Source organism: Actinoplanes campanulatus, from assembly GCF_014647795.1.
In the GTDB taxonomy this organism is placed as follows: Bacteria; Actinomycetota; Actinomycetes; order Mycobacteriales; family Micromonosporaceae; genus Actinoplanes; species Actinoplanes campanulatus.
In genome coordinates, this window is sequence record NZ_BMPW01000023.1 from 59,343 (window position 1) to 80,362 (window position 21,020).

At 72.8% G+C, this 21,020-nt stretch carries 18 protein-coding genes; 5 read left to right on the plus strand and 13 right to left on the minus strand.

Going from position 1 to position 21,020, the window contains the following annotated elements; translation table 11 throughout:
- Positions 1-103: 103 nt before the first annotated feature.
- The gene (locus IEZ13_RS36225; RefSeq protein ID WP_183225611.1) at positions 104-673 is read right to left on the minus strand and encodes a hypothetical protein; all 570 of its coding nucleotides are present in this window, start codon (positions 671-673) and stop codon (positions 104-106) included.
- A 153-nt stretch (positions 674-826) separates the two neighbouring features.
- Between IEZ13_RS36225 and IEZ13_RS36230 the strand changes: the two genes are divergently transcribed.
- On the plus strand, positions 827-2,230 hold the full coding sequence (locus tag IEZ13_RS36230) for a serine/threonine-protein kinase (RefSeq protein ID WP_183225610.1): 1,404 nt from the start codon (positions 827-829) through the stop codon (positions 2,228-2,230).
- Positions 2,231-2,522: 292 nt separating this feature from the next.
- Here IEZ13_RS36230 and IEZ13_RS36235 read toward each other — a convergent pair whose 3' ends face one another.
- Entirely contained in the window at positions 2,523-3,533 is a 1,011-nt protein-coding gene (locus IEZ13_RS36235) for a LacI family DNA-binding transcriptional regulator (protein WP_183225609.1), read from the minus strand.
- Positions 3,534-3,710: 177 nt separating this feature from the next.
- Between IEZ13_RS36235 and IEZ13_RS36240 the strand changes: the two genes are divergently transcribed.
- On the plus strand, positions 3,711-4,730 hold the full coding sequence (locus IEZ13_RS36240) for a LacI family DNA-binding transcriptional regulator (protein WP_183225608.1): 1,020 nt from the start codon (positions 3,711-3,713) through the stop codon (positions 4,728-4,730).
- A gap of 6 nt (positions 4,731-4,736) precedes the next feature.
- On the opposite strand, the gene IEZ13_RS36245 is transcribed toward IEZ13_RS36240, so the two are convergent.
- On the minus strand, positions 4,737-5,303 hold the full coding sequence (locus IEZ13_RS36245; protein WP_183225607.1) for a helix-turn-helix domain-containing protein: 567 nt from the start codon (positions 5,301-5,303) through the stop codon (positions 4,737-4,739).
- A 47-nt stretch (positions 5,304-5,350) separates the two neighbouring features.
- Between IEZ13_RS36245 and IEZ13_RS36250 the strand changes: the two genes are divergently transcribed.
- The gene (locus IEZ13_RS36250) at positions 5,351-6,226 is read left to right on the plus strand and encodes a class I SAM-dependent methyltransferase (protein WP_183225606.1); all 876 of its coding nucleotides are present in this window, start codon (positions 5,351-5,353) and stop codon (positions 6,224-6,226) included.
- A gap of 36 nt (positions 6,227-6,262) precedes the next feature.
- Here the strand turns inward: IEZ13_RS36250 and IEZ13_RS36255 are convergent, their stop codons facing one another.
- Complete coding sequence (locus tag IEZ13_RS36255; protein WP_183225605.1) at positions 6,263-8,266, minus strand: MFS transporter; 2,004 nt, start codon at positions 8,264-8,266, stop codon at positions 6,263-6,265.
- Between the two features lie 240 nt (positions 8,267-8,506).
- On the opposite strand from IEZ13_RS36255, the gene IEZ13_RS36260 reads away from it, so the two are divergent.
- The gene (locus IEZ13_RS36260; protein ID WP_183225604.1) at positions 8,507-9,100 is read left to right on the plus strand and encodes a hypothetical protein; all 594 of its coding nucleotides are present in this window, start codon (positions 8,507-8,509) and stop codon (positions 9,098-9,100) included.
- 20 nt (positions 9,101-9,120) lie between these two features.
- Positions 9,121-10,410: an MATE family efflux transporter gene (locus IEZ13_RS36265; RefSeq protein WP_183225603.1), complete on the plus strand. Its 1,290-nt coding sequence runs from the start codon at positions 9,121-9,123 to the stop codon at positions 10,408-10,410.
- Between the two features lies 1 nt (position 10,411).
- Here IEZ13_RS36265 and IEZ13_RS36270 read toward each other — a convergent pair whose 3' ends face one another.
- The 9 genes from IEZ13_RS36270 to IEZ13_RS36310 form a co-directional block, all read right to left on the minus strand.
- Entirely contained in the window at positions 10,412-11,659 is a 1,248-nt protein-coding gene (locus tag IEZ13_RS36270; RefSeq protein WP_183225602.1) for a hypothetical protein, read from the minus strand.
- Between the two features lie 142 nt (positions 11,660-11,801).
- Positions 11,802-12,401 carry a fascin domain-containing protein gene (locus IEZ13_RS36275; RefSeq protein ID WP_183225601.1) on the minus strand — a complete coding sequence of 200 codons (600 nt, stop codon included), beginning with the start codon at positions 12,399-12,401 and terminating at the stop codon, positions 11,802-11,804.
- Between the two features lie 139 nt (positions 12,402-12,540).
- Positions 12,541-13,854, minus strand: a complete 1,314-nt coding sequence (locus IEZ13_RS36280) for a pectate lyase family protein (protein ID WP_183225600.1) — start codon at positions 13,852-13,854, stop codon at positions 12,541-12,543.
- Positions 13,855-13,863: 9 nt separating this feature from the next.
- Positions 13,864-14,199, minus strand: coding sequence for a cupin domain-containing protein (locus IEZ13_RS36285; protein ID WP_183225599.1), 336 nt, complete (start codon positions 14,197-14,199; stop codon positions 13,864-13,866).
- 138 nt (positions 14,200-14,337) lie between these two features.
- Positions 14,338-15,513 carry a Gfo/Idh/MocA family protein gene (locus tag IEZ13_RS36290; protein WP_183225598.1) on the minus strand — a complete coding sequence of 392 codons (1,176 nt, stop codon included), beginning with the start codon at positions 15,511-15,513 and terminating at the stop codon, positions 14,338-14,340.
- Positions 15,513-16,973, minus strand: a complete 1,461-nt coding sequence (locus tag IEZ13_RS36295) for a mannitol dehydrogenase family protein (RefSeq protein ID WP_183225597.1) — start codon at positions 16,971-16,973, stop codon at positions 15,513-15,515. The genes IEZ13_RS36290 and IEZ13_RS36295 overlap by 1 nt, the downstream gene beginning before the upstream one ends.
- Positions 16,964-18,253, minus strand: coding sequence for an enolase C-terminal domain-like protein (locus IEZ13_RS36300; RefSeq protein ID WP_183225596.1), 1,290 nt, complete (start codon positions 18,251-18,253; stop codon positions 16,964-16,966). The genes IEZ13_RS36295 and IEZ13_RS36300 overlap by 10 nt, the downstream gene beginning before the upstream one ends.
- Positions 18,250-19,671 (minus strand): glucuronate isomerase, encoded by a 1,422-nt coding sequence (uxaC, locus tag IEZ13_RS36305; RefSeq protein ID WP_183225595.1) that lies wholly within the window; start codon positions 19,669-19,671, stop codon positions 18,250-18,252. The genes IEZ13_RS36300 and uxaC overlap by 4 nt, the downstream gene beginning before the upstream one ends.
- Positions 19,668-20,987, minus strand: coding sequence for a Gfo/Idh/MocA family protein (locus tag IEZ13_RS36310; RefSeq protein ID WP_183225594.1), 1,320 nt, complete (start codon positions 20,985-20,987; stop codon positions 19,668-19,670). Before IEZ13_RS36310 ends, uxaC begins: the two co-directional genes overlap by 4 nt.
- Between the last annotated feature and the right edge of the window lie 33 nt (positions 20,988-21,020).

Consider the following 21,020-nt stretch of genomic DNA (forward strand, 5'->3'; position numbering starts at 1 on the left):
GTACCGGTTGCCATCGGCCGCCCCGGTACGGGCATTAGCAGAAGCCGGTGACCGGTACGCCCCGGCTTGTCATGGCGGGTGGGGCGTACCGGTCACCGGGGTCTCACTGCTCGGGGGTCTCGGAAGCCTCGGGCTCCTCGGGCGCCGACTCGGTCGGCTCGACCGTCGGCGACGTGGTCGGCTCGACCGTCGGGGACGTGGTCGGCGTGGCCGACGGCGACGACGGGGCCGGGGTCGGCTTCGCCTTCTTGCCGGTCGCCTGGATCTTGCTGACCGTGTAGGCCGTGCCGGCCCGGGTGCCGGTGACCGACACCTTCTGCCCGGCGCCCAGCCCGGCCACCGTGATCTTCTTGCCGTTCAGGATGATCCGGGCACCCGCCGGGACGGTCATCGTCACGGTCTTGCGACGGACGTCCTTGGTGCCGCTCCTCGCGGCCACCGTGATCGTGCCGGCCGACGCGTCGACCGCGGTGATAGTGCCGGAGGCCTGGAAGGCTACCTTCCTCGGCGCCTTGGTGGGCTTGGCCTTCGTGGGCTTCACCGCGGCCGGCTTCTTGGCAGCCGACGCGGTGGCCGACGAGCCCTGGGCGTACGCGACCCCACCGATACCGGCGGCGGGGAGGGTGACGGCCGCGACCATGGCGACGGCGGCGGCAGTACGGCGCATGCGCATCTGATGAAACTCCTCAGCTCGGGGGAGTCACCACTGTGGGCAGCACCGGGTTCAGGTCGGTTGGTCTACCGGTTGCCGCACGGTTGCATCCGTTGGGCCCACGGCACACCGGCACGGGTTGACATGCCCGACCCACTGGGCGAATGTCCTGGGATGCACGAAGTTTGGCCGGCCCCCGACACTCTCCTGGCCTCGCGGTACCGCCTGGTCACCCTCCTCGAGACGGGTGGCATGGCACAGGTCTGGCGAGCCGCCGACGAGTTGCTGGACCGTCCGGTCGCGGTCAAACTGCCGGCCGGCGACACCCGCGCCGCACACCTGGCCTGGCGGGAGGCGCGGCTCGCGGCCCGGCTCTCGCACCCGGGGATCGCGGCCGTCCACGACTACCGGGAGGCGGTCCGGCCGGACGGCTCGGTGGCGCCGTTCGTGGTGATGGAGCTGCTCGACGGCGAGACCGTGGCGGCCCGGCTGTGCGACGCGGGCGGCCCCATGCCGTGGGGCGAGGCCGTGTCGATCGGCACCGCGGTCGCCGAGGCGCTGGCCGCCGCGCACGCCGCCGGGGTGGTGCACCGCGACATCAAGCCGGGCAACGTGATGCTGTGCCCCGGCGGGGTCAAACTCCTCGACTTCGGCATCAGCGCCGCCGCCGGCGAACCCGACGACGACGAGACCGGCGTCAGCTTCGGCACACCGGCCTACGCGGCCCCGGAGCGGCTGGACGGCAAACCGGCCGAACCCGCCACCGACCTGTACGGGCTGGGCGTGCTCCTCTTCGAGATGGTCACCGGGGAGCCGCCGTACGACGTCAACACCTGGGAGGAGCTGGCCCTCGCCCAGGCGAACGGCCCCACTCCCCTGCCCGAGGCCCTCCCGGCCCGGCTGCGCGAGCTGATCCTGCGCTGCCTCGACGAGGATCCGCTGCGCCGTCCCACCGCCGCGCAGGCGCGCCGCGTGCTGTCCCGGCTGATCCCGGCCGCCCCGGCCCGGCTCACCATCCCGCTGCCCGGCCGGCCACCGACCGGACTGGCCCGGGTGCTGCCCACCCCGGCCGCCGCCCCGGAGCGCTCGCCGCTGCCACGCCGGCTCGCCGTCGGCGCCGCCCTGGCGGTCACCGCCATCGCCTTCATCGCGGTGATCAACGCGGTCGGCGACTCCCAGCAGGATGCCGAGTTCGCCCAGCCACCCAGCGGCGCGCCCACCACCACGGCGCCGGTCGAGTCCGAGTCCACCGCGCCCCCCGCGCCGCCGCCGGCGACCTCGGTCACGACCCGCCCCAGCCCCACCGCCACGCTGACCGTCGACGTGGCCCTCAGCCGGGTCCGCGCCGCCGTCGAACGGGGCGAGGACCGCGGCGAGATCCGCCCCGACGTGGCACTCGACTTCATGAACCTGCTGCGCCTCATCGACCCGGACTCCGAAGCCGACATCACCGACCAGGTCGACCAGCTCACCCGCAAGGTCCGCGAACGCCTCAACGAGGGCGGCCTGACCGAGTCCCAGGCCGCCGTCCTCCAGCAGCGCCTGGCCGACCTCCGAGGCCTCCTGACAACCCCATAGGCACCGGTACGGGTTCCCCGCCCCCACCGCACCGGGACCGCCCCGCCGAGCCACGCGCGCCGCTGCCGGGTCAAGCCTTTGCCGCGCCCGCCGGGCTGAGCTCAGTGGTCACTCCCCCCAGCCACGGAACGGTCACCCCGAGCCGAACGGCGGTGCACTCAACGTCCCCCGCAAAACGCCGCCGGTGTCGGGGCAGCTGATTTGCCGACGCCAGCGGGGTTCGCTGGCGGCGGGAAATCACCTGCCCCGACACCGGTTACAAGGCGTTTTGCCGCGGAGCGAAGCGGAGCAATCAAGCAGAGCCCCGGAGGATCAGGCGGGTGGGGAGGACCGTTTCCCAGTCGGCGGGCTCCTCGCCGTCGATCTTGGTGAGCAGCAGGCGGACCATCTCCTGGCCCATCTGCTCGATCGGCTGGTAGACGCTGGTCAGCGGCGGATCGGTGTGCCGGGCGATGACCGAGTCGTCGAAGCCGATCACCGCGACGTCCTGCGGGACGCGCCGCCCGGCCCGGCGCAGCACACGCAGCGCACCGGCCGCCATCATGTCGGAGGCGGCGAAGACCGCGTCGATCTGCGGGTACTGAGTGAGCAGCCACTCCATCGCGGTGGCGCCGCTGAGTTCGCCGAAGTCGCCGCGGGCGGCCGGGCCGTCGCCGACGACGTCACGGTAACCGTCGTAGCGGGCGATGCCCACGGCCATGTCGAGCGGGCCGGTGATCGTGGCGATGCAGCGCCGCCCCTGGTCGCGCAGGTAGGTGACGGCCGCCCGGGCGCCGCCGCGGTTGTCGGCGTCGACGAAGCTGACCGGCTCGGGATGGAACGGCCGGCCGGCCCGGACGGTGGGCACGCCGCGCTCCTCGAGCAGGGCGGGCAGCGGGTCGTCGCCGTGCAGCGACAGCAGCAGGGCGCCGTCGACGTGCTGGCGGGTGAGGTAGCCCTCGAGCTGGCGCCGCTCCTCGGGTGCCTGCGCGATCATCAGGACCATCTGGAGGTTGCGGGCCACCAGCACGGACGAGATGGACTGCACGATGCGGCCGAAGAAGGGCTCGGCGAAGAACCGCTCCCCGGACTCGAAGATCACCAGGGCGATCGAGTCGGTTCGCTGGGTGACGAGCGCACGGGCCGCACGGTTCGGCACGTAGCCGAGCGCGTCGATGGCGTCCTGAACGGCCTGCCGCGCCTTCGGGCTGACCTGCGCCGACCCGTTGACGACCCGGGACACCGTCCCGCGGCCGACACCGGCCCGGGCAGCGACCTCCTCGAGGGTCGGCCGCCCGGTCGAGCGGCTCCGGTCCTCCCTCATGCTTTGACCGTCCTTTCCGCCACCTGAGATGTGCACGATTCCAGGTGCGCCCTGATGAGGGTAGCCCCCCAACCGAAAGTTACGGGAACTGTCCCCGCGGCCGATCCGGAACCGTCGATCGACGGCTTCGGCCGGGTCGTCGACACATCCGCCCCGCCGGGCCGTTAACCTGTCCGGATGGCGGTCACCCTGGCGGATGTTGCCCGGCTCGCCGGGGTCTCCCCGGCGACCGTCTCCCGCGTCATCAACGACAGCGCGAAACGCGTCAACGAGGATCTCCGCGAGCGGGTCCTGGCCGCGGTGCGGCAGCTGCACTACGTGCCGAACGCACACGCGCAGAACGTGGCCCGCCCCCGCAAGTCGGCGGTCGGCGTGATCGTGCACGACGTCTCCGACCCGTACTTCGCGGAGATCACCCGCGGCCTGCAGCGCCAGGCCGGGGCCCAGGACCGGCTGCTGGTGATCTGCAACAGCTACCGGGAGCCGGAGCGGGAGCTGGCGTATGTCGGGCTGCTGCGCGCCCAGCAGGTGCACGCGCTGATCCTGGCCGGCTCCGGCTACCACGACGACGCGTTCACCGAGCGGCTCAACGGCGAGCTGGACGCGTACCAGCAGGCCGGCGGCCGGGTCGCGGTGATCGGCCGGCACCGGCTGGTCGGCAGCGCGGTCCTGCCGGCGAACGAGGACGGCGCCCACGAGCTGGGCCTGCGCATCCTCGGTCTGGGTCACCGGGAGATCGGGGTCATCGCCGGGCCCCGCTACCTGACCACCACCACCGACCGGCTCAGCGGTTTCCGCCGCGCCTTCGACGAGGCCGGGGTGGAGCTGCCGGCGTCCCGGCTGGTCTACTGCGACTTCACCCGTGACGGCGGCGCCCAGGCGACCGGGGCTCTGCTCGACGCCGAGCCCGGCCTGACCGCCCTGATCACGCTGAACGACTCGATGGCCGTCGGCGCCCTCGCCACCCTGCGTGAGCGCGGGGTCCGGGTGCCGGAGGACATCTCGGTGACCGGTTTCGATGACATGCCGATCGCCCGGGACGTCACCCCGGCCCTGACCACCGTGCGCCTGCCGCTGGTCGAGATGGGCGAGCGCGCGATGGCCCTGGCGCTCGGCGACGACACCGGCCCGCACAGCGAGCGCGCCGCGGCGGCCCTGGTGTGGCGGTCCAGCCTCACCGCGCCGGGCTCGGCCTGACCCGGCTCAGGAGTGGACGTGGGTGCGCTCGCCGTCGGGCGTGAGCACCGCGATGACCTCGGCCGGCCCGCCGCGCGCGCCGAAACTGTGCGGCGTCATGGTCGAGAACGACGCGGCCTCGCCGGTCTCGACGATGACGAGGCGGTCGCCGAGCACCAGCTCGACCGTCCCGGAGAGCACGGTGAACCAGTCCCGCCCGGGATGGACCCGCAGGTCCTCGGGGCGCCGTGAGGCCGGCCGGGTCACCCGCACCCGGGCCACGGTCAGGCCGGCGTGCTCGTGGTCGCCGCTCAGCATCCAGGTGGTGATGCCCCGCTCCGGATGGTGGTGCGGCTTGATCACCACGTCGTCGTTCGCCGTCTCGACGAGCTGGTCGAGGCTGGCGCCCAGCGCCCGGGCGATCGCGGTGAGCTGGTCGAGCCCGATCCGGCGGTGGCCGGTCTCGATCCGGCTGAGCGTGGACGGGCTCAGGTAGCAGCGGGCCGCCAGCTCGTCGAGGGACCAGCCCTTGGCGATCCGGAGCCCCCGGATGCGCGCCCGGACGAGGGCGTCGACCTCAGCGTCTTGCGTCATACGCAAGATTGTATGCGTGAGCCGCAAACCGGTTCTACAGTCGTCGTATGGCTCACGAACATCACCACCACGGCCACGGCCACGGGCGCCACCACGGCCACGAGCACGGCGACGGGTACGACCTGACCGAGATGCTCCTGCTGGACGCCGAGGTCACCGCCACCCACCTCGCCGCGTTCACCGGCCGGATCGCCGAGCTGGCCGGGGAGGCCGCCGTCCGTCGCGTCGTCGACCTCGGCAGCGGCACCGGGACCGGAGCGTTCGCGCTGCTGCGGCGTTTCCCCGGGGCGGTCGTCACCGCCATCGACACCGACGAGGGAATGCTGCGGCATCTCACCGAGAGCGCCGCCCGGCACGGCGTGGCCGACCGGGTCCGCCCGCTGCACGCCGACGCCGGCGGCGGCCTGCCGGAGACCGGCGAGGCCGACCTGGTCTGGGCGTCGTCGTCGATGCACCACATGAGCGACCCGGACCGGGTGCTCGCCGACATCCACGCCGTCCTGCGCCCCGGCGGCCTGCTCGCGATGATCGAGATGGAGTCGATGCCCCGGTTCCTGCCCGACGACATCGGCATCGGCGCACCCGGCCTGGAGGCGCGCTGTCACGCCCTCGCCGACGCGGCCAAGGCCGAGCACCTGCCGCACATGGGCTCCGACTGGCCGGCCCGGCTGCGCGCCGCCGGTTTCACCGTCCTCGACTCACGGGATCTGGTCGTCGATCTGGCCCCGCCGCTGCCCGCCCCGGCGGTCCGCTACGCGGTGGCCACGCTGAAACGGTTCCGGGCCGCCGTCGCCGAGCGGCTCTCGGCCGAGGACCGGGAGACGCTCGACACGCTGCTCGCGAAGGACGAGCACGTCCTGCGGCACCTTCCCGGCCTGTCGGTGCACAGCACCCGCTCGGCCTGGATCGCCACGCCGGCCTAGGGTCCGTCCTGCCGATCGGAGATCGGACGCGATTCGTCAGGCGGTCGCCGTCTCGGCGGCGCGTTCCTCGATGAGCATCTTGATCCGGTCGGCCTGGACCCGGCTCTTGATCCCGGTCACGGCCTGCACCTTGTACCGGCTCAGCCGCCCGGTGCTGCGCAGGTGCTCGAACAACTCGGCCCCGTGCATCTCCAGCAGGTCCTCGTCGCTGGCCGGCCGGACGCTCTGCGGGCGCGGCAGCAGGTGTGCCCACGGCTGGACGCTGCCCGACCCCGGCATCCCGCTCAGCGCGAGGACGTAGTCGCTGATGAAGCCCCGGATCGTGGCCTCGTCGAGCCGGGGCGCGCTCGGAGCGAGAAGCTCGGCCAGTTCGTCGGAGTCGAGCGGCTGCCCCTCCGGAAGCTCCTCCTCCAGGGCGGTACGCAGGTCGGCCAGAGCGGCGTGCCACGCGTCCGACCCGGGCGGCACGGCGGCCGCGGCGGGCAGGAAGTCCCGCCACGGGTACGCCGATTCGACGTGCTCCCCGTCCAGCTCCCGCACGTACTCATTGATGAACGTCCGGACCACGCCCTCGCCCAGCTCCGACACCCGGGGCGCCAGCTTGCGGGCCAGCTCGTTGATCCGCAGGTAGTTCATCTCCGGCAGGTCCTCGGCGCTGATCTCCTGAGCGACCATCTTGCTGAGCCGGTCGACGGCGAGCCGCCACCAGGGCGAGCCGGCGATGCTGACGGCCGGGCGGGCGCCGGTCGGGGTGGCCGCCCAGGCCGGCTGCGGGGCGGGCGCCGGGGAGACCGGGACCGCGGCGGAGGCCGCATCGCTCCGATCGACCGGGCCGCGCTGGACCGGGACCGTGACCGTCGCGCCCGCGGCCGGGAAGGCCGCTTCGCGGCCGGGCAGCGTCTCCTCCGCCGCCACGGAAGCCCCCACGGAAGCCGCCACGGACGTCGCTACCGCAGGAGCCGCCGCCACGGAATCCGGCTCAGCGGGAGCCGCCACCGCGGGGGCCGGCGCCGCGGAATCCGGCTCGACCGGCTGGACGAACCGGACCGGCTGCACCGACGGCACGGCCGGAACCGAGGGGGCCACGGCCGGATCCGCCGGCCCGGCCGGCGCGGAACCGTCCGGGACCGCCTCGGCCGCGGGCGCCGGAGCCCCGGCGGAGAGCAGCACGGCCGCCGCTCCGGACACGGCGGGCGCGGTGACCGCCTGCACACCGGCGGCGGCCGGGACCCGGATCCGCACCGCCCCCGGCACCAGCAGGTCCATCACCCGCTGGATCCGGGCCAGCTGCTCGATGACCTCCTCGACGACCGGCTCCCCCGCGGTCCGGGCGTCCTTGAGCAGCCGGGACCGCCACCACGGCTTCGGGAACCGGCCGGCGCTCACCCGGTGGTAGTTGACGACCATCCGGCGCACCTGCCGCTCGGCGGCCATCCGTACCAGATCGGGGTCGTCGTCCGGGATGAGCCAGCCCCACCGCTCGGCGAGCCGCCGCGGGCTGTAGGCGAAACGCCCGCGCCGGACCCGCTGCCCGGCCGCGGTGAGCGCCGCCCACCACATCAGAAAGATCATGCAGGGTACGGCGAGACGCAGCAGTTTCTCGGTGAAGGTGACCGCGTTGCTGGCCACGATGACCCCGGAGAGCCCGGCGATCAGCGCCGCGATGTAGAGCATCGCCCCCGGATGGCCGGGTGTGACGATGGTCCCGTCGCTCGCGTAGACGGAGGTGCGCCGGTACTGCTCGGCGGCCAGCGACGTCGCGGTGAGGAAGCAGATCTCGAAGACCGCGAACACCAGCACCGCGAAGATCTTCGGCAGGTTGAGCTGGTCGATCGCGATGACCCACATGCCCTCGGCGTTGAGCAGCAGCGCCAGGTTCATGCTGAAGGCCAGGGCGAGCGGGCGCAGCGGCCTGCCGGTCCGCTTGGCCCAGATGCCGAAGCTGATCAGCAGGATGACCCCGAGCAGGCCGCCGGCCAGCAGGACCAGGGCGGCGTAGTCCCCCCAGAAGTCCGCGATCAGGTCGTTGAGCTGCTTCACGATCGAACGCCTTTCGATGCGGCCGGGAGGTACTCGTCGAGCGCCCGCTGTCTACCACGCCCGTGTCACAGCCTCGGTACGCCACGCGGCGCATGAGGCTATCCGATAGGGCTGTCCCGAGGCGATAACACCCCCGCCGGGGTGGAGTGGCGGCCGGCGGGTGATCGATTTACGGTCGTGGGATCGACGGTGATCGAGTGCCGGGAGGGGTAGCGGTCGATGGTGGTGAGGTGGGCGGTCGTGGCGGCCGCTGCCGTCGTGGTGATCCTGCTCTGTGTGGCGGTGGTGGCCGTCTGGCAGCGGCCCCGGCGGGTGACCGCCGAGGCGGACGAGATGGTGGCCGACGTGGAGGCGGTCCGGGCGGCGGCCGGCCGGGCGGTCCGGGCGGCGGACGAGGCACGGCACCGGGCCGAGTGCGCGGCCGGCGTTCGTGACCGGGCCGAGGACCGCTATCTGGAGGCGCGCTGGGAGTCCCGGGTGGCCACCGCCGACGAGACGCAGATGCTGGTGCAGCGGGCGGCGCTGGCCGCCTACCGGCGCGGCGAGCTGACGGTGGAGCAGCTCAACGGCATCTGGCAGCACGCCGGCCCGCCGGCCGATCAGGTCGACGACGACCGGGTCCGGGTGGCCCGCCGCGCCTATCTGGACGCGGTGTCGGAGACCGTCCAGGTCCGCGAGGCGGCGCACGTGGCCGCGGTCGCCGCCGAGGTCCTGGTCGAGGAGTCCCACAACGTCGAGCGGGACGCCATCGAGGCCCGGGTGCAGCACGAGGCCACGTCCGGGATCAACGGCCTGTTCCCATCGGACGACCCGGGGGAGATCACGCCACCCTGATCCAGCATGATCACCTCACCATGACCGAAACCCGGGCGATTCTCCGCTCCGCGCTCCCCCTGTACGTCACGATGGCCGTCTCGTCGGCGAGCGCGCTGGTCAGCACCGCGCTCCTGGGCCGGCACGGCACCGCCTCCCTGGCCGCGTTCGCGGTCGCCGCCGCGGTCTTCGTGCCCGTGGTCACCGCGGTGTCCGGGGTGATGCGCGGCATGATGCCCTATGTCACCGCGGCCCACGACGATCCGGCGGCGCTCCGGCGGGTGCTGGGCAGTGGCCGGGTGCTCGGTCTCGGGATCGGTGGCTGCGGCGCTCTGGTGGTGCTGGCCACCCCGGCGGTCGCCCGCGCGTCCGGCGTCGACGGTGCGGCCGTCGACGGCCTCGGCCCGCTGCCGCTGCTGCTGGCCGCCGCGGTGCTCGCCCAGTCGGTGGGCGCCTCGGCGAGTTCCGCGCTGGTCGCCCTGGACCGCGGAAAGCTGGTGATGTGGGCGGGCCTGTCCGGCACAGCGGTCACGGTGCTGCTGTCCGCGCTGCTGACGCCGCGGACCGGGGTGTCCGGGGCGGGCATCGCGATGCTGGCCTCCGCGGTCGTCGTCGCGGTGGTGGCGCAGGCCGGCCTGCGCCGCAGGACCGGGCGGCCCGGCCGCCCGGATCGCCGGGAGATCGTCACCCTGGCCCGGACCGGCCTGCCGATGGCCGGGACGGTGCTGGTGAAGTTCGCGGTCCTGAGTGTCCTGACGTTCGCGGCGGCCCGGCTGGGCGCCGCGCAGGCGGCCGCCCACGGCATCGGCGAGACCCTGGTCAATCTGATCTTCACGGCCGCCGTGGCGCTCGGTCAGGCCACGGTGCCGCGGGTCAGCGCCGGTTCGTACCGGGCGGCCCGGACCGCCGCCGTCCTGGCGTTGATCGGGACCGGGACTCTGGTCTGCGTCCTGATCGTCGCCGGTCGCTGGATCGTCCCGGTGTTCAGTGCCGACCCGCGGTTGCGGCCGGATGTTCTGGCGCTGCTGCCGCTGGTCGGGTTCGCCGTGGTGACCGACGCGCTCCAGGCCGTCTACGGGTTCGCGCTGCTCGGCCTGCGCAACACCCTGCCGAGCCTGTTCTGCACGCTGATCTTCTTCGGCCTGCTGGCGGTGGTGGCCGTCCCGACCGCCGAGCACGGCGGGCTGCCGCTGCTCTGGACCGCGCTCGGCCTGGCGAACCTGTCCCAGGCCGCGGCCAAGGCGTTCCTCTACAACCGGGCCGCCGGCAAGGCACGGGAACGGCCCGGCCACCAGAGGCAGCCGGGCCGTTCCGTCGATCGAACTGGCTAGATCACTTGTTCAGGTTGCAGGCGGACAGACCCTCGGCGTTGAGGTCCGGCTTGGCGGCGTTGCGGCCGATCGCGGTCTCCATCCGGTTGATGGCCGCGAACCGCTTGTCCTTCAGCGGGCCGAGGATCGCGTTGTTGATGAAGTTCACGCCACCCTGGAAGGCCGTGCTCTTGATCCGGGCGTTGGCCTCGTTGATCTGGGTCTGCAGCAGGGCCAGGTTCTGGTTGACCTCGTTCGCGGCCTGCGCCGGGATCGCCACGTTGATCACGACGTCCGGGCAGTCCACCTGCGCGGTGCCGTCGTTGATGCCGACGTTGCCGGTGTTCCGGCTGGCCGCGGCCTGGTTGTTGCCGTTGTTCCCGGCGTTGCCGTTGTTCCCGGCGTTGCCGTTGTTCGCCGGGGCCTGCGTGGTCGGGGCCGCGGTCGGCGCGGCCCCGGCGCCACCGCCTGCGGCGTTGAGCGAGCAGGTCGACAGGCCCTCGGCGTTCAGGTCCGGCTTGGCGGCGTTACGGCCGATCGCCGTCTCCATCCGGTTGATCGCGGCGAAGCGCTTGTCCTTCAGCGGGCCGAGGATCGCGTTCTGGACGAAGTTGGCGCCGCCCTGGCCGACCGAGCTCTTGAGCCGGGCGTTCGCCTCGTTGATCTGGGTCTGCAGCAGAGCCAGGTTCCGGTCGATCTCGGCCCGCGCCTGCGCCGGGACCGCCACGTTGATGACGACGTCCGGGCAGATGATCGTGCCGACGTTCCCGACCGCGGCGGCGCCGGCCGACACCGAGGCGGCGGGGACGTCGGCCGGCTCCGGCGAGGCGTTGCCGCCGCCGTTGGCGTTCAGCGAGCAGCCCGACAGGCCCTCGGCGTTCAGGTTCGGCTTGGCGATGGTCCGGCCGATCGCGGTCTCCATCCGGTTGATCGCCGCGAACCGCTTGTCCTTCAGCGGGCCGAGGATCGCGTTCTGGATGAAGTTCGCGCCACCCTGACCCTGGGTGGTGCGGATCCGGTTGTTGGCCTCCTGGATCTGCGTGTTCAGCAGTTGCAGGTTGCGGGCGATCTCCGCCTGGGCCTGCGCCGGTACGGCGCCGAGCTTGTCCGCCACCGTCGGGCAGTTCACCGTCGGGACGGCGGAATCGGCCGCGGCCGCGACGCCGAGCCCCACACCGACCAGGGCCACCGCGACACCCGCGACGCCGGCCACACGCCAGCGCTTCGCTCCGGCCGACGAGCCCTTCGCGTAGCTCCGGTACCGCTTCATCTGCGTGCCTTCCTGTCGAACCGCTCTCTCGACCGGTCCATACGGGAACGCTCCCAACGGCGGATCACCAAAGATGCGAATAAAGAAAAACTTAAGGTTCGAGGGGCTGCACTCTTAAGGCTCTTACCAAACGAGAAGGCACCTACCAGCGGAAAGTCTCCTCAGCGCCCACGCTCGTGGCCCGCGCGCGCAGCGATCCGTATCCCCTTCCCCGGAACGTGACCTCGGCGGACACCCATCGCCGGGTGGCCCGGGCATAGAACGAGAAGGTCCCGCCGGGCGCCCGGTTGGAGTAGAACCGCTCCCACCCGGCGACCCGCTGGGCCTGGGCGCGCAGCAGCCCGTACGTGGCGCCGGCGTAGTCCAGCTCGGCGGAGACGAAGTCGTTGTTGGCCTGTGCCCGGATCCATGTGGCGCCGGAGTAGGCGTCCCGGCAGACGGTGAATCTCTCCCACGGGCTGACCCTCGTCGCCCGGGCCCGCAGCGCCCCGTAGCCGGCGCCGTCCCAGCCGATCTCGGCGGAGACGTACCGGCCGTTGGCCGCGGATCTGATGGTGACGTTGCGCCAGCAGGGCACGCGGCGTGAGCCGGTCGCGGCGGCCACCTCACGCCGCATCCGTTCCAGGGCGGGCGGGCCGGCGCCCGGGGCCACCGGGACCGCACCGGCGGGCGCGGCGGGCGCCACGAACGGGAGGAGACCGGCCGCCATCACCGCCGCCGCGCATCGGGCAGCACTGTTCATGAGGATCACCCGCGGATTCGCCGGGAAGCAGACGCCCGCCAGCGTAGCCCAGCCCTTTCCGCGATTCGGCGCGATCGGCGGATGCGATCGGCGGAGGACCCGGCCGGGGAAGCCGAAAACCCCGGCCGGGAGAATGGCGTCAGATCCTTCCGGCGCCCGCCCACGCGTTCACCAGAAGCGGCACCGCGATGGTCGGCGTGACCGGGCCGGCCCGCAGCGCCGGGGTCCAGCCGGCGTCCGCGCCGAGGTCCGGATCGTGCGTGGCGTTGTACTCGCCGAGCAGGTCGACCTCGCGTACCGGTCCGGTTCCGACCCTGGTCAGCGTGCCGATCTCGGTGATCGCCGTGCCACCCCAGTCGTAGACGAAGTCCTCGAGCGCCAGGTCGGCGCTACGCAGCAGAAAGTTGTTCTCCGCGTAGATCGCCGATTGGACGCCGACACCCCACGAATACGAATAGGTGTCCTCATCGGTCATGTAGTAGTAGTTGTTGAATACGTCGACCTGACCGAATCGCACCCGCGGAACGCGCTGCCCGACATTGGCGAAACGATTGTGGTGCACGGTCACGCGCAGTTTTCCGACATCCGCGCCGACGGTGTTGGTGGAACCGATCAGCATCGTCTTGTCGTGCTCCTGGAACACATTCCAGGAGATGGTGACCAGATCGGACGCCCGGATTACGTCGAGCGCGCCGTCGTGCACCTGGTACGGCCGCCCGTAGTACAGCGGCTGGCCGGCGTCGACGTTGTTCCCGTCGCTGAGCGTGTTGTGGTCGGCCCACACGTGCGTCGCCCCGGTCAGGGTGATCAGGTCGTAGGCGGAGTTCCAGTTGCCCGCCGACCCGTCGGTGGGGTCCCACGCCGGGAAGCAGTCCGCCGCGTCCTCCATCCGCAGGTTCCGCACGATGACGTTGTCCACGTTGGAGATGAGCAGGTTGGCGCCGACCAGCCGGGCGTTCGGCAGCCCGTAGATGGTGGTGTTGGCGCCCACCTTCAACTGGATCCGGGCGGCCTGGTTGCGCTGCGATCGGACCCGGGCCTCCTCGAGCGGCCCGGACGGCCGGCTGGCCCGGCCCCACACGTCCGGGTGGTAGGCGGCCAGGTAGGCGTCCAGGCTGTAGGCCGGGTCCGCGTAGCCGGCGCAGGTCAGGGGATTGCCCGCGTCGTCCACATTGGCGTCGATGGTGCCCTTGACCAGCACGATCCGCGGGGTCGGATCGGTGCCTCCGGCCAGGGCGGCGGCCAGTTCGGCACGGTTGCGCACCACGAAGACGTGCGCGTCGTCGGCCGCTGCGCCACCGGTGGTCCCGGTGGTGGCGGCCGCCCACCCGTCGTCGGCGGGCAGGGTCTGCCGCGCCGGCGCCGGGACGGCGGGCGGGGCGGCGGAGGCGGGGATGGTGGCGACGCCGGCGGTGAGGACCGCGCCGAGCGCCGCCGCGAGAGCGGTTCGCATGGCCCGGCCCTACTCGACCGGTTCCAGGTGCATCCAGACGAAGGCCAGCGGGCCCTCGCCCCGGCTGATCAGGTGGTGGTCCTCCTCCGGCTCGATCAGGATCGCCTCACCGGCCTCGAACTTGTCCACCACCTCGCCCTCGATCTCGATCTCGCCCTGTCCCTGCACGATGTAGAACACCTCGGGGATCGGGTGCGTGTGCCGCCCCGGCCCGTCGTGTGTGCGGTGGCCGGGTTCCGGATAGATCCGGAACCCGCCACGGTCGGTCACGTGTCCGGGCAGGACGTTGGTGAATCTCGGCCCCTGATCCCCGGTGTCGAGATCGGCGAAGCTCAACTTGCGCATGGCGTTCCTCCTTTCAAGATCAAAATCGGTCTTCGGTACGGGACTCGCAGCCCGCAAACGCCGCCACACCTTCCCGTGGCGCACGCACGAGCGATTGCCACGCGAGGCCGCAGCGCGGCCGCCGGGCTGATGCGGTGGTCACCGGCTGGTTCTCCGGGCTGTTTCAACTCCAGTTGAAACGGCTCCTGAAGCCGGCCGGGGCTCCACGACGGTGCGATGGACCTCGCCGGCCCAGGGCACCCTCGTCTCCGAGGGCAGCCGATCGGTCTCGGCCACCTCCCGGACGATCTCGTCGATCCCGGTGACGACCCGCCCACCGCCGTCCGGGTGCGGCGCGAGCCAGCCGTCGCCGATCACGCTCGGCGCGGGCGCCCGCACGATCGCCTCGGCGACCGCGGTGAACAACCCGGTCCGGGCGAGCGGCGCCAGCAGCGGCGTCCGGGGGTCGCGCCGGTGCTCGATCAGGTTCTCCAGCAGCCCGGTCCGCCCGGGGACCCGCTGGAAGCCGGCCTGGCCGGACAGCCGCAGGCGGTCGGTCGGGTACTCCAGGACGGCGTCGCCGACCCGGATCTCCCCGGCGATGAAGACCGCCGACGCCAGCGTCACCCCCACGGTGACGCGGCGCCCGTCGTTCCCGGTGAGGCGCAGGAACGTGGTGTCGTCGGTCTCGATCGGCCGGGTCCGGTAGCGCTCCAGCTCCATCCGGACCGGCCGGAACCCGGGGCCGCCCTCGTCGGCCAGCACCAGCGCCTGCATGAGGGCGTGCGCGAACGGGTTGACCAGCGCCCCGTCCAGCACCGGCCGGCCGTCCACGGCACGGCGCCCGGCCCAGGGCGCCCGATCGTAGTAGGAGTCCGGGCGCCACCACGCCCCGGACACCCCGATCGGCCCGGCCGGCGCGGCCGCGCACAGTTCGGCGAGAGCCGCCGACCCGAGCGCCTGGAACCCGACCTGGCAGAGCCGCCCGCTCCCGGCCACGGCCTCCGCCAGCCGGTCGTGCTCGAACGACGACATCACCGGCGGCTTCTCCAGCAGCAGGTCGGCGCCGACCGCCAGCACGTCCAGCGCGATCGCCAGGTGGGTGTGCGGCGGAGTGCAGACGATCACGATCTCCGGCCGCTCCCCGGCGAGCAGCTCCCGGTGGTCGCGGTAGAACGGCACCCCGGGCAGCGGCGCGTCCGGGTGCGGGTCGACCGGCTGCCGGTCGCAGAGCCCGGCCACCTCGACGGTTCCGGCGTCGGACAGCCGCTGCAACGTACGCCGGTGCGAGAGCCCGTGGCCCCCGGCGCCGATCAGCGCCACCCGGGTGGCCATCAGCCCAGCCCCTTCACCGTCGCCACGACGCCGTGCCGGTCCAGCTCGCCGTACCAGCGCAGCAGCTCGGCGCGCAGGACGTCGTCGCCGGCGAGCTCCGGCCCGAAGACCGCGTCCAGGCCGAGCAGGGTGCCCACCACACCGGCCGGGGTGTCCGGCGCGGCGGCCAGGGCGTCCCGGATCAGCCCGGCCAGCGGGTCGTCCAGCGGCAGTGGGGCGCCGCCGTCGGCGGATCCCCGTGCGAAGCGCATCCAGGCGGCCACCATCAGCGCGCCCCAGACCGGCACGGTGCCGGCCCGGCGGCGTTCGGTGATGGTGTCGAGCAGCCGGTACGGCAGCTTCTGGGTGCCGTCCATCGCCACCTGGAGGTTGCGGTGGCCCAGCTCGCGGTTGGCGAACCGCTCCAGGACCGACTCGCCGTACCCGGTCACGGTGACCCCGGGCGGCGGCGCGATGGTCGGCGCGATGTCGTCGACGATGAGCCTACGCAGCAGCCCGGTCATCCCGGGCAGTTCCAGCGAGTCGGCGATGAGCTCCCGGCCGGCCAGCGCGCCCAGGTAGGCGGCCGACGAGTGGACGCCGTTGAGGGCGCGCAGCTTCAGCGTCTCCCAGGGGGTGACGTCGCCGGTGAGGACCGCGCCCGCGGCCGCCCAGTCCGGCCGCCCGCCGGGGAAGTCGTCCTCGATCACCCATTGGGTGAACGGCTCGGCCACCACCGGCGCGGCGTCGTCGGCGCCCAGCGCGGCGGCCGCCCGGCGGATGTGGTCCGCGCTGGTGGCGGGCACGATCCGGTCCACCATGGTGGACGGGAAGGCGACCTCGGCGCTCAGATCGGCGCCGGCCACCTCGAGCGCCTGCTCGACCAGGCCGCGGATCCGGGCGCCGTTGCGCTGCATGTTGTCGCAACAGAGCACGGTGAGCGGTCCGCCACCGGCCGCCCGGCGCCGGATCAGCCCGCGGGCCAGCAGCGCCGGCACGCTGACCGGCGGCGCCTGGCCGGTGAGCTGGGCGCGCAGGTCGTCGTCGACCAGCAGCCGCCCGGCCGGGTCGAGCCGGTACGCCTTCTCGGTGACGGTCATCGACACGATCCGGATGCCCGGGTCGGCGATCGCCGCGACCACCCCGTGCGGGTCCCCGGCGGCGTGCCCGAGCCCGGCCAGGATGCCGATCGTGCGGGCCCGGTCCGCTCCCCCGCCCACGGTCAGCACGCTGTAGAGCCCGTCCTGCTCGCGGAGCTTCTCCAGGATGTCGCGCGAGCGCGGGGCGACGCCGAGGATCCCCCAGTCGCCGCCCGACGCGGCGACCGCGTCCTCGGTGAAGACGGCCTGGTGGGCGCGGTGGAAGGCGCCCAGGCCGAGGTGGACGATCCCGGCGCGGACGCTGCCGGGGCTGACGGCGGGTCGGCTCGCCTCGGGCAGCGACGGGAGCGCCCCGCGGCCGAGACGGTAGGTCACCGCCATGCCGGCCCGTCCGGGAAGCGGAACTCGGCGATCGACTCCGGCTTCATCTCAACGCTGTAGCCGGGCAGCAGCGGCAGCCGGTAGCGGCCGTCGGCCACGGTGACCGGGTCGGTGAAGTGCTCGTGCAGGTGGTCGACGTACTCGATCATGCGGCCGTCCAGCGACCGGCCCACCCGCAGGAAGTCGAAGATCGCCAGGTGCTGCACGTACTCGCAGAGGCCGACGCCGCCGGAGTGCGGGCAGACCGGCACCCCGAACTTGGCGGCCAGCAGCAGGATGGAGAGCACCTCGTTGACGCCGGCGACCCGGCAGGCGTCGACCTGGCAGACGCCGATCGCGCCGGCCTGCAACAGCTGCTTGAAGATCACCCGGTTGGCGGCGACCTCGCCGGTGGCGACCCGGACCGGTGCCACGGCACGGGCGATCCGGGCGTGACCGAGGACGTCGTCGGCGTGCGTGGGCTCCTCGATCCAGTACGGGTCGAAGGCCTTCAGCTCCGCCATCGCGGCGATTGCCTGGTCCACGTCCCAGACCTGGTTGGAGTCCATCATCAGCAGCGCGCCGTCGGGCAGCTCGCCGCGGATGATGCCGGCCCTGCGGACGTCGTCCTCCAGCGGGCCGCCGGTCTTCATCTTGACCGCGCGCCAGCCGTCGGCCACCGCCTGCCGGGTCAGGTCGCGCACCTTGTCGTCGGGGTAGCCGAGCCAGCCGACGCTCGTGGTGTAGGCCGGGAAGCCGTCACGCTCCAGTTCGGCGAGGCGTTCGGCGTACCCGATGGTGCCCTTCTCGAGGATCTCGCGCGCCTCGCCGGGCGTGATCGCGTCGCTGATGTGCCGGAAGTCGATCGAGGCGACCAGCTCGCCGGCCGGCATCTCGGCGAGGTACCGCCACATCGGCTTGCCCGCGAGGCGGGCCCGCAGGTCCCAGACCGCGTTGATCAGCGCGCCGGACGCCATGTGGATGACGCCCTTCTCCGGGCCGAGCCAGCGCAGTTGCACGTCCGCGGTGATGGACCGCCAGAATCCGACCTGGTCGGCGGCGATCTCCTCGACGGTGCGGCCGGTGACGTGGTGGGCCAGCGCCTCGACGGCCGCGCAGGTGAGCTCGTTGCCGCGGCCGTTGGTGAAGGTGAGGCCGCTGCCGGTGACGCCCGCGTCGGTGGTGACCTCGACGTAGGTGGCCGAGTAGTCACCCTTGTTGATCGCGTCGGAGCCGTCACCGGCCGCCGCGGTCGGGAACCGGACGTCGTGGACGTCGACGCCGGTGATCCGCACTGTCATGAGTTCTTCTCCAGTCGGAAGACACGCTTCGGGAGGTGGTAGGCGAGGTCGGCGATGGTCTCGGCGGCCTCGTCGAGCGGGAGGCGGTGCTCGGCGACGAGCCGGGCCAGGAAGCCGGCGTCGATGCGTCGGGCCACGTCGTGCCGGGCCGGGATGGAGCAGAACGCCCGGGTGTCGTCGACGAATCCGGACGTGTTGTAGAAGCCGGCCGTCTCGGTGGCGGTCTCCCGGAACCGGCGCAGACCCTCCGGGCTGTCCAGGAACCACCAGGGCGCGCCCAGGTAGAGGCTGGGGTAGCCGCCGGCGAGCGGGGCGAGCTCGCGGGTGAAGACGGTCTCGTCCAGCGTGTAGAGCACGATCCGCAGGCGGGGGTCGGTGCCGTACGCGTCGAGCAGCGGCTTGAGCGCGTGCACGTAGTCGGTGGCCGACGGGATGTCGCCGCCCACGTCCCGGCCGTGCCGCTGGTAGAGCGCCTCGTTGTGGTTGCGGACCGAACCCGGGTGCAGCTGCATGACCAGGCCGTCCTCGAGGGACATCTTCGCGAACTCGACGAGCATGTGGGCCCGGAACGCCTCGGCGTCGGCCGCGGTGGCGCCGCCGCCGAGGGCCTTGCGGTAGAGGACGGCCGCGTCGGCGTCGCTCAGCAGCAGGGTGGCCGCGGTGAGGTGGCCGTGGTCCGAACTGGTGGCGCCGGCCTCGATGAACGCGGCCCGGCGGCTGCGCAGCGCGTTCAGGAAGCCGGGGTAGGTGCCGACGTCGAGGCCGGTCAGCTCGCCGAGCCGGGCCACCCGCTCGGCCCAGCCCGGCCAGTCCGGGTCGACCAGGTTGTCGGGGCGGAACGTGGTGATCACCCGGCCGCCCGGGCCGCCCCAGCCGTCGGCGGCCAGTTTCGCGTGCGCGTGCAGTTCGTCGAGGGGGCTCTCGGTGGTGGCCAGCACCTCGATGTTGAACCGGGTGAACAGCGCCCGCGGCCGGAACTCGGGCTCGGCGAGCCGGGCCGACAGCTCGTCGTAGACGTCGTCGGCGGTCGCGGCGTTCAGCGGCCCGGTGAGGCCGAAGACGTCGGACAGGACCTTCTCCGTCCAGAGCCGGGACGGGGTGCCGCGGAACAGTTTCCAGTTCTCCGCGAGCAGCCGCCAGATCGCCCGTCCGTCGGTCTCGACCGCCGACCCGTCGATGCTGGGCACGCCGAGCCGGGCCGGTGGAATGCCCTGGCTGGCCAGCATCCGGGTGACGTAGTGGTCGGGGACCACGAACAGCCGGGCCGGGTCGGGAAACGGCTGGTCGTCGGCGAGCAGCACCGGGTCGACATGCCCGTGCGGGCTGATCAGGGGCAGATCCTTGGCGTGCCGGTACAGCTCGCGGGCGATCTGCCGCTGGGTCGGCTCGGCGGGGAAGAGATGGTTCTCGTCGATCACTCGTTGTCCTCAAGATCTAGGAGGTCTTGCACGCGTACGGCCTGCCCCTGAGCCAGGGACTCGTTGGCGGCCAGGCCGGTGAGCAGGGCGCGGGCGCCGTCGACGGCGCCGGCCGTCCGCCCGAGCGGGTCCTTCGGCGCGCCCGGCCGGATCAGGTCGGCGAGCATCCGCACGTCCGCGCCCCCGTGCCCGTGCCGGGACAGCCCGTCCACCACGACCTCCCGGGGCGGCGCCCAGAACGGCCGGACCAGCAGCCGTTTGAAGCCCTTCTCGGCGGCCGACTCGGCGCCCGGCTCGCCCTTGACGCCGGCCGCGGCCCCGGGTGAGACGTGGTCGCTCTCCACGACCTCCAGCTCCAGGCGGCCCCGGCTGCCGTTGAACATCACCCGGTAACCCTCCCAGGGCGCGTACGCCGTGAGGTGGTAGCTCATCGAGGCGCCGCGGGTGTAGCGGACCAGCACGGCCATGTCGTCCTCGATGGTCACCCCGGGCGCGAAGACGTTGCGGTCCCGGATGTAGCCGTCGTCGCCCTCGGCTTCGAGGTAGAGCTCGCGCATGGTCGGTTCGTCGGCCATCCGCAGCGCGAACGGGTCCCCGTCGGCGGTCGCCGCGCCGTGCGCCCGGTCGTAGTCCCGGGCGTACCCGTGGCGGCGGCCCTGCTCGCCGTAGAAGAACAGCCGCCCGGCCGCGAAGACCTGCTCGGGCCCGTCGTCGAGCCACCAGTTGACCAGATCGAAGTGGTGGCCGGCCTTGTGCACCAGCAGGCCGCCGGAGTTGGCCTTGTCGCGGTGCCAGCGGCGGAAGTAGTCGGCGCCGTGCCGGACGTCGAGCAACCACTCGAAGTGGACCGAGCCGATCTCGCCGATCTCGCCCGACGAGATCACCCGCTTCACCGCCTCGTGCAGCGGGTTGTAGCGGTAGTTGAAGGTGACCCGGACGTCGCGCCCGGTGCGCCGCTGGGCGTCCAGGATGCGACGGCAACCGGCGACGTCGACGGTCATCGGCTTCTCGGTGATCGCGTCGCAGCCGGCGTCGAGCGCCGCCGCGACGTAGTGGTCGTGATAGCGGTCCACCGTCGCGACCAGCACGACGTCGACGCGCTCACGCTTGAGCATCTCGGTGAAGTCGGCCGCGTCGTACACCGGGACGGGCTCGGCGAGCCGCCTGTTGTGGGCGGCCGGCCGCGCCTGGTTGGTGTCGGCCATCGCGACCAGTTCGGCCACGTCCGCGTGGTCGCCGGTGATCGCGCGGAGGAACATTCCGGCCCGGGAGCCGGCGCCCACGAGGGCGTACCGGCGGCGGGAAGAGAGGGGCATTCCGTCGCCTCCATTCGGCAAACGTTTGCAACA

What these genes read in the sequence shown, in the direction of transcription:
- IEZ13_RS36225 (WP_183225611.1), bottom strand. Translation starts at nt 673, where the DNA reads ATGCGCATGCGCCGTACTGCCGCCGCCGTCGCCATGGTCGCGGCCGTC.
- IEZ13_RS36230 (WP_183225610.1), top strand. Translation starts at nt 827, where the DNA reads ATGCACGAAGTTTGGCCGGCCCCCGACACTCTCCTGGCCTCGCGGTAC.
- IEZ13_RS36235 (WP_183225609.1), bottom strand. Translation starts at nt 3,533, where the DNA reads ATGAGGGAGGACCGGAGCCGCTCGACCGGGCGGCCGACCCTCGAGGAG.
- IEZ13_RS36240 (WP_183225608.1), top strand. Translation starts at nt 3,711, where the DNA reads ATGGCGGTCACCCTGGCGGATGTTGCCCGGCTCGCCGGGGTCTCCCCG.
- IEZ13_RS36245 (WP_183225607.1), bottom strand. Translation starts at nt 5,303, where the DNA reads ATGACGCAAGACGCTGAGGTCGACGCCCTCGTCCGGGCGCGCATCCGG.
- IEZ13_RS36250 (WP_183225606.1), top strand. Translation starts at nt 5,351, where the DNA reads ATGGCTCACGAACATCACCACCACGGCCACGGCCACGGGCGCCACCAC.
- IEZ13_RS36265 (WP_183225603.1), top strand. Translation starts at nt 9,121, where the DNA reads ATGACCGAAACCCGGGCGATTCTCCGCTCCGCGCTCCCCCTGTACGTC.
- IEZ13_RS36270 (WP_183225602.1), bottom strand. Translation starts at nt 11,659, where the DNA reads ATGAAGCGGTACCGGAGCTACGCGAAGGGCTCGTCGGCCGGAGCGAAG.
- IEZ13_RS36275 (WP_183225601.1), bottom strand. Translation starts at nt 12,401, where the DNA reads ATGAACAGTGCTGCCCGATGCGCGGCGGCGGTGATGGCGGCCGGTCTC.
- IEZ13_RS36280 (WP_183225600.1), bottom strand. Translation starts at nt 13,854, where the DNA reads ATGCGAACCGCTCTCGCGGCGGCGCTCGGCGCGGTCCTCACCGCCGGC.
- IEZ13_RS36285 (WP_183225599.1), bottom strand. Translation starts at nt 14,199, where the DNA reads ATGCGCAAGTTGAGCTTCGCCGATCTCGACACCGGGGATCAGGGGCCG.
- IEZ13_RS36290 (WP_183225598.1), bottom strand. Translation starts at nt 15,513, where the DNA reads ATGGCCACCCGGGTGGCGCTGATCGGCGCCGGGGGCCACGGGCTCTCG.
- IEZ13_RS36295 (WP_183225597.1), bottom strand. Translation starts at nt 16,973, where the DNA reads ATGGCGGTGACCTACCGTCTCGGCCGCGGGGCGCTCCCGTCGCTGCCC.
- IEZ13_RS36300 (WP_183225596.1), bottom strand. Translation starts at nt 18,253, where the DNA reads ATGACAGTGCGGATCACCGGCGTCGACGTCCACGACGTCCGGTTCCCG.
- IEZ13_RS36310 (WP_183225594.1), bottom strand. Translation starts at nt 20,987, where the DNA reads ATGCCCCTCTCTTCCCGCCGCCGGTACGCCCTCGTGGGCGCCGGCTCC.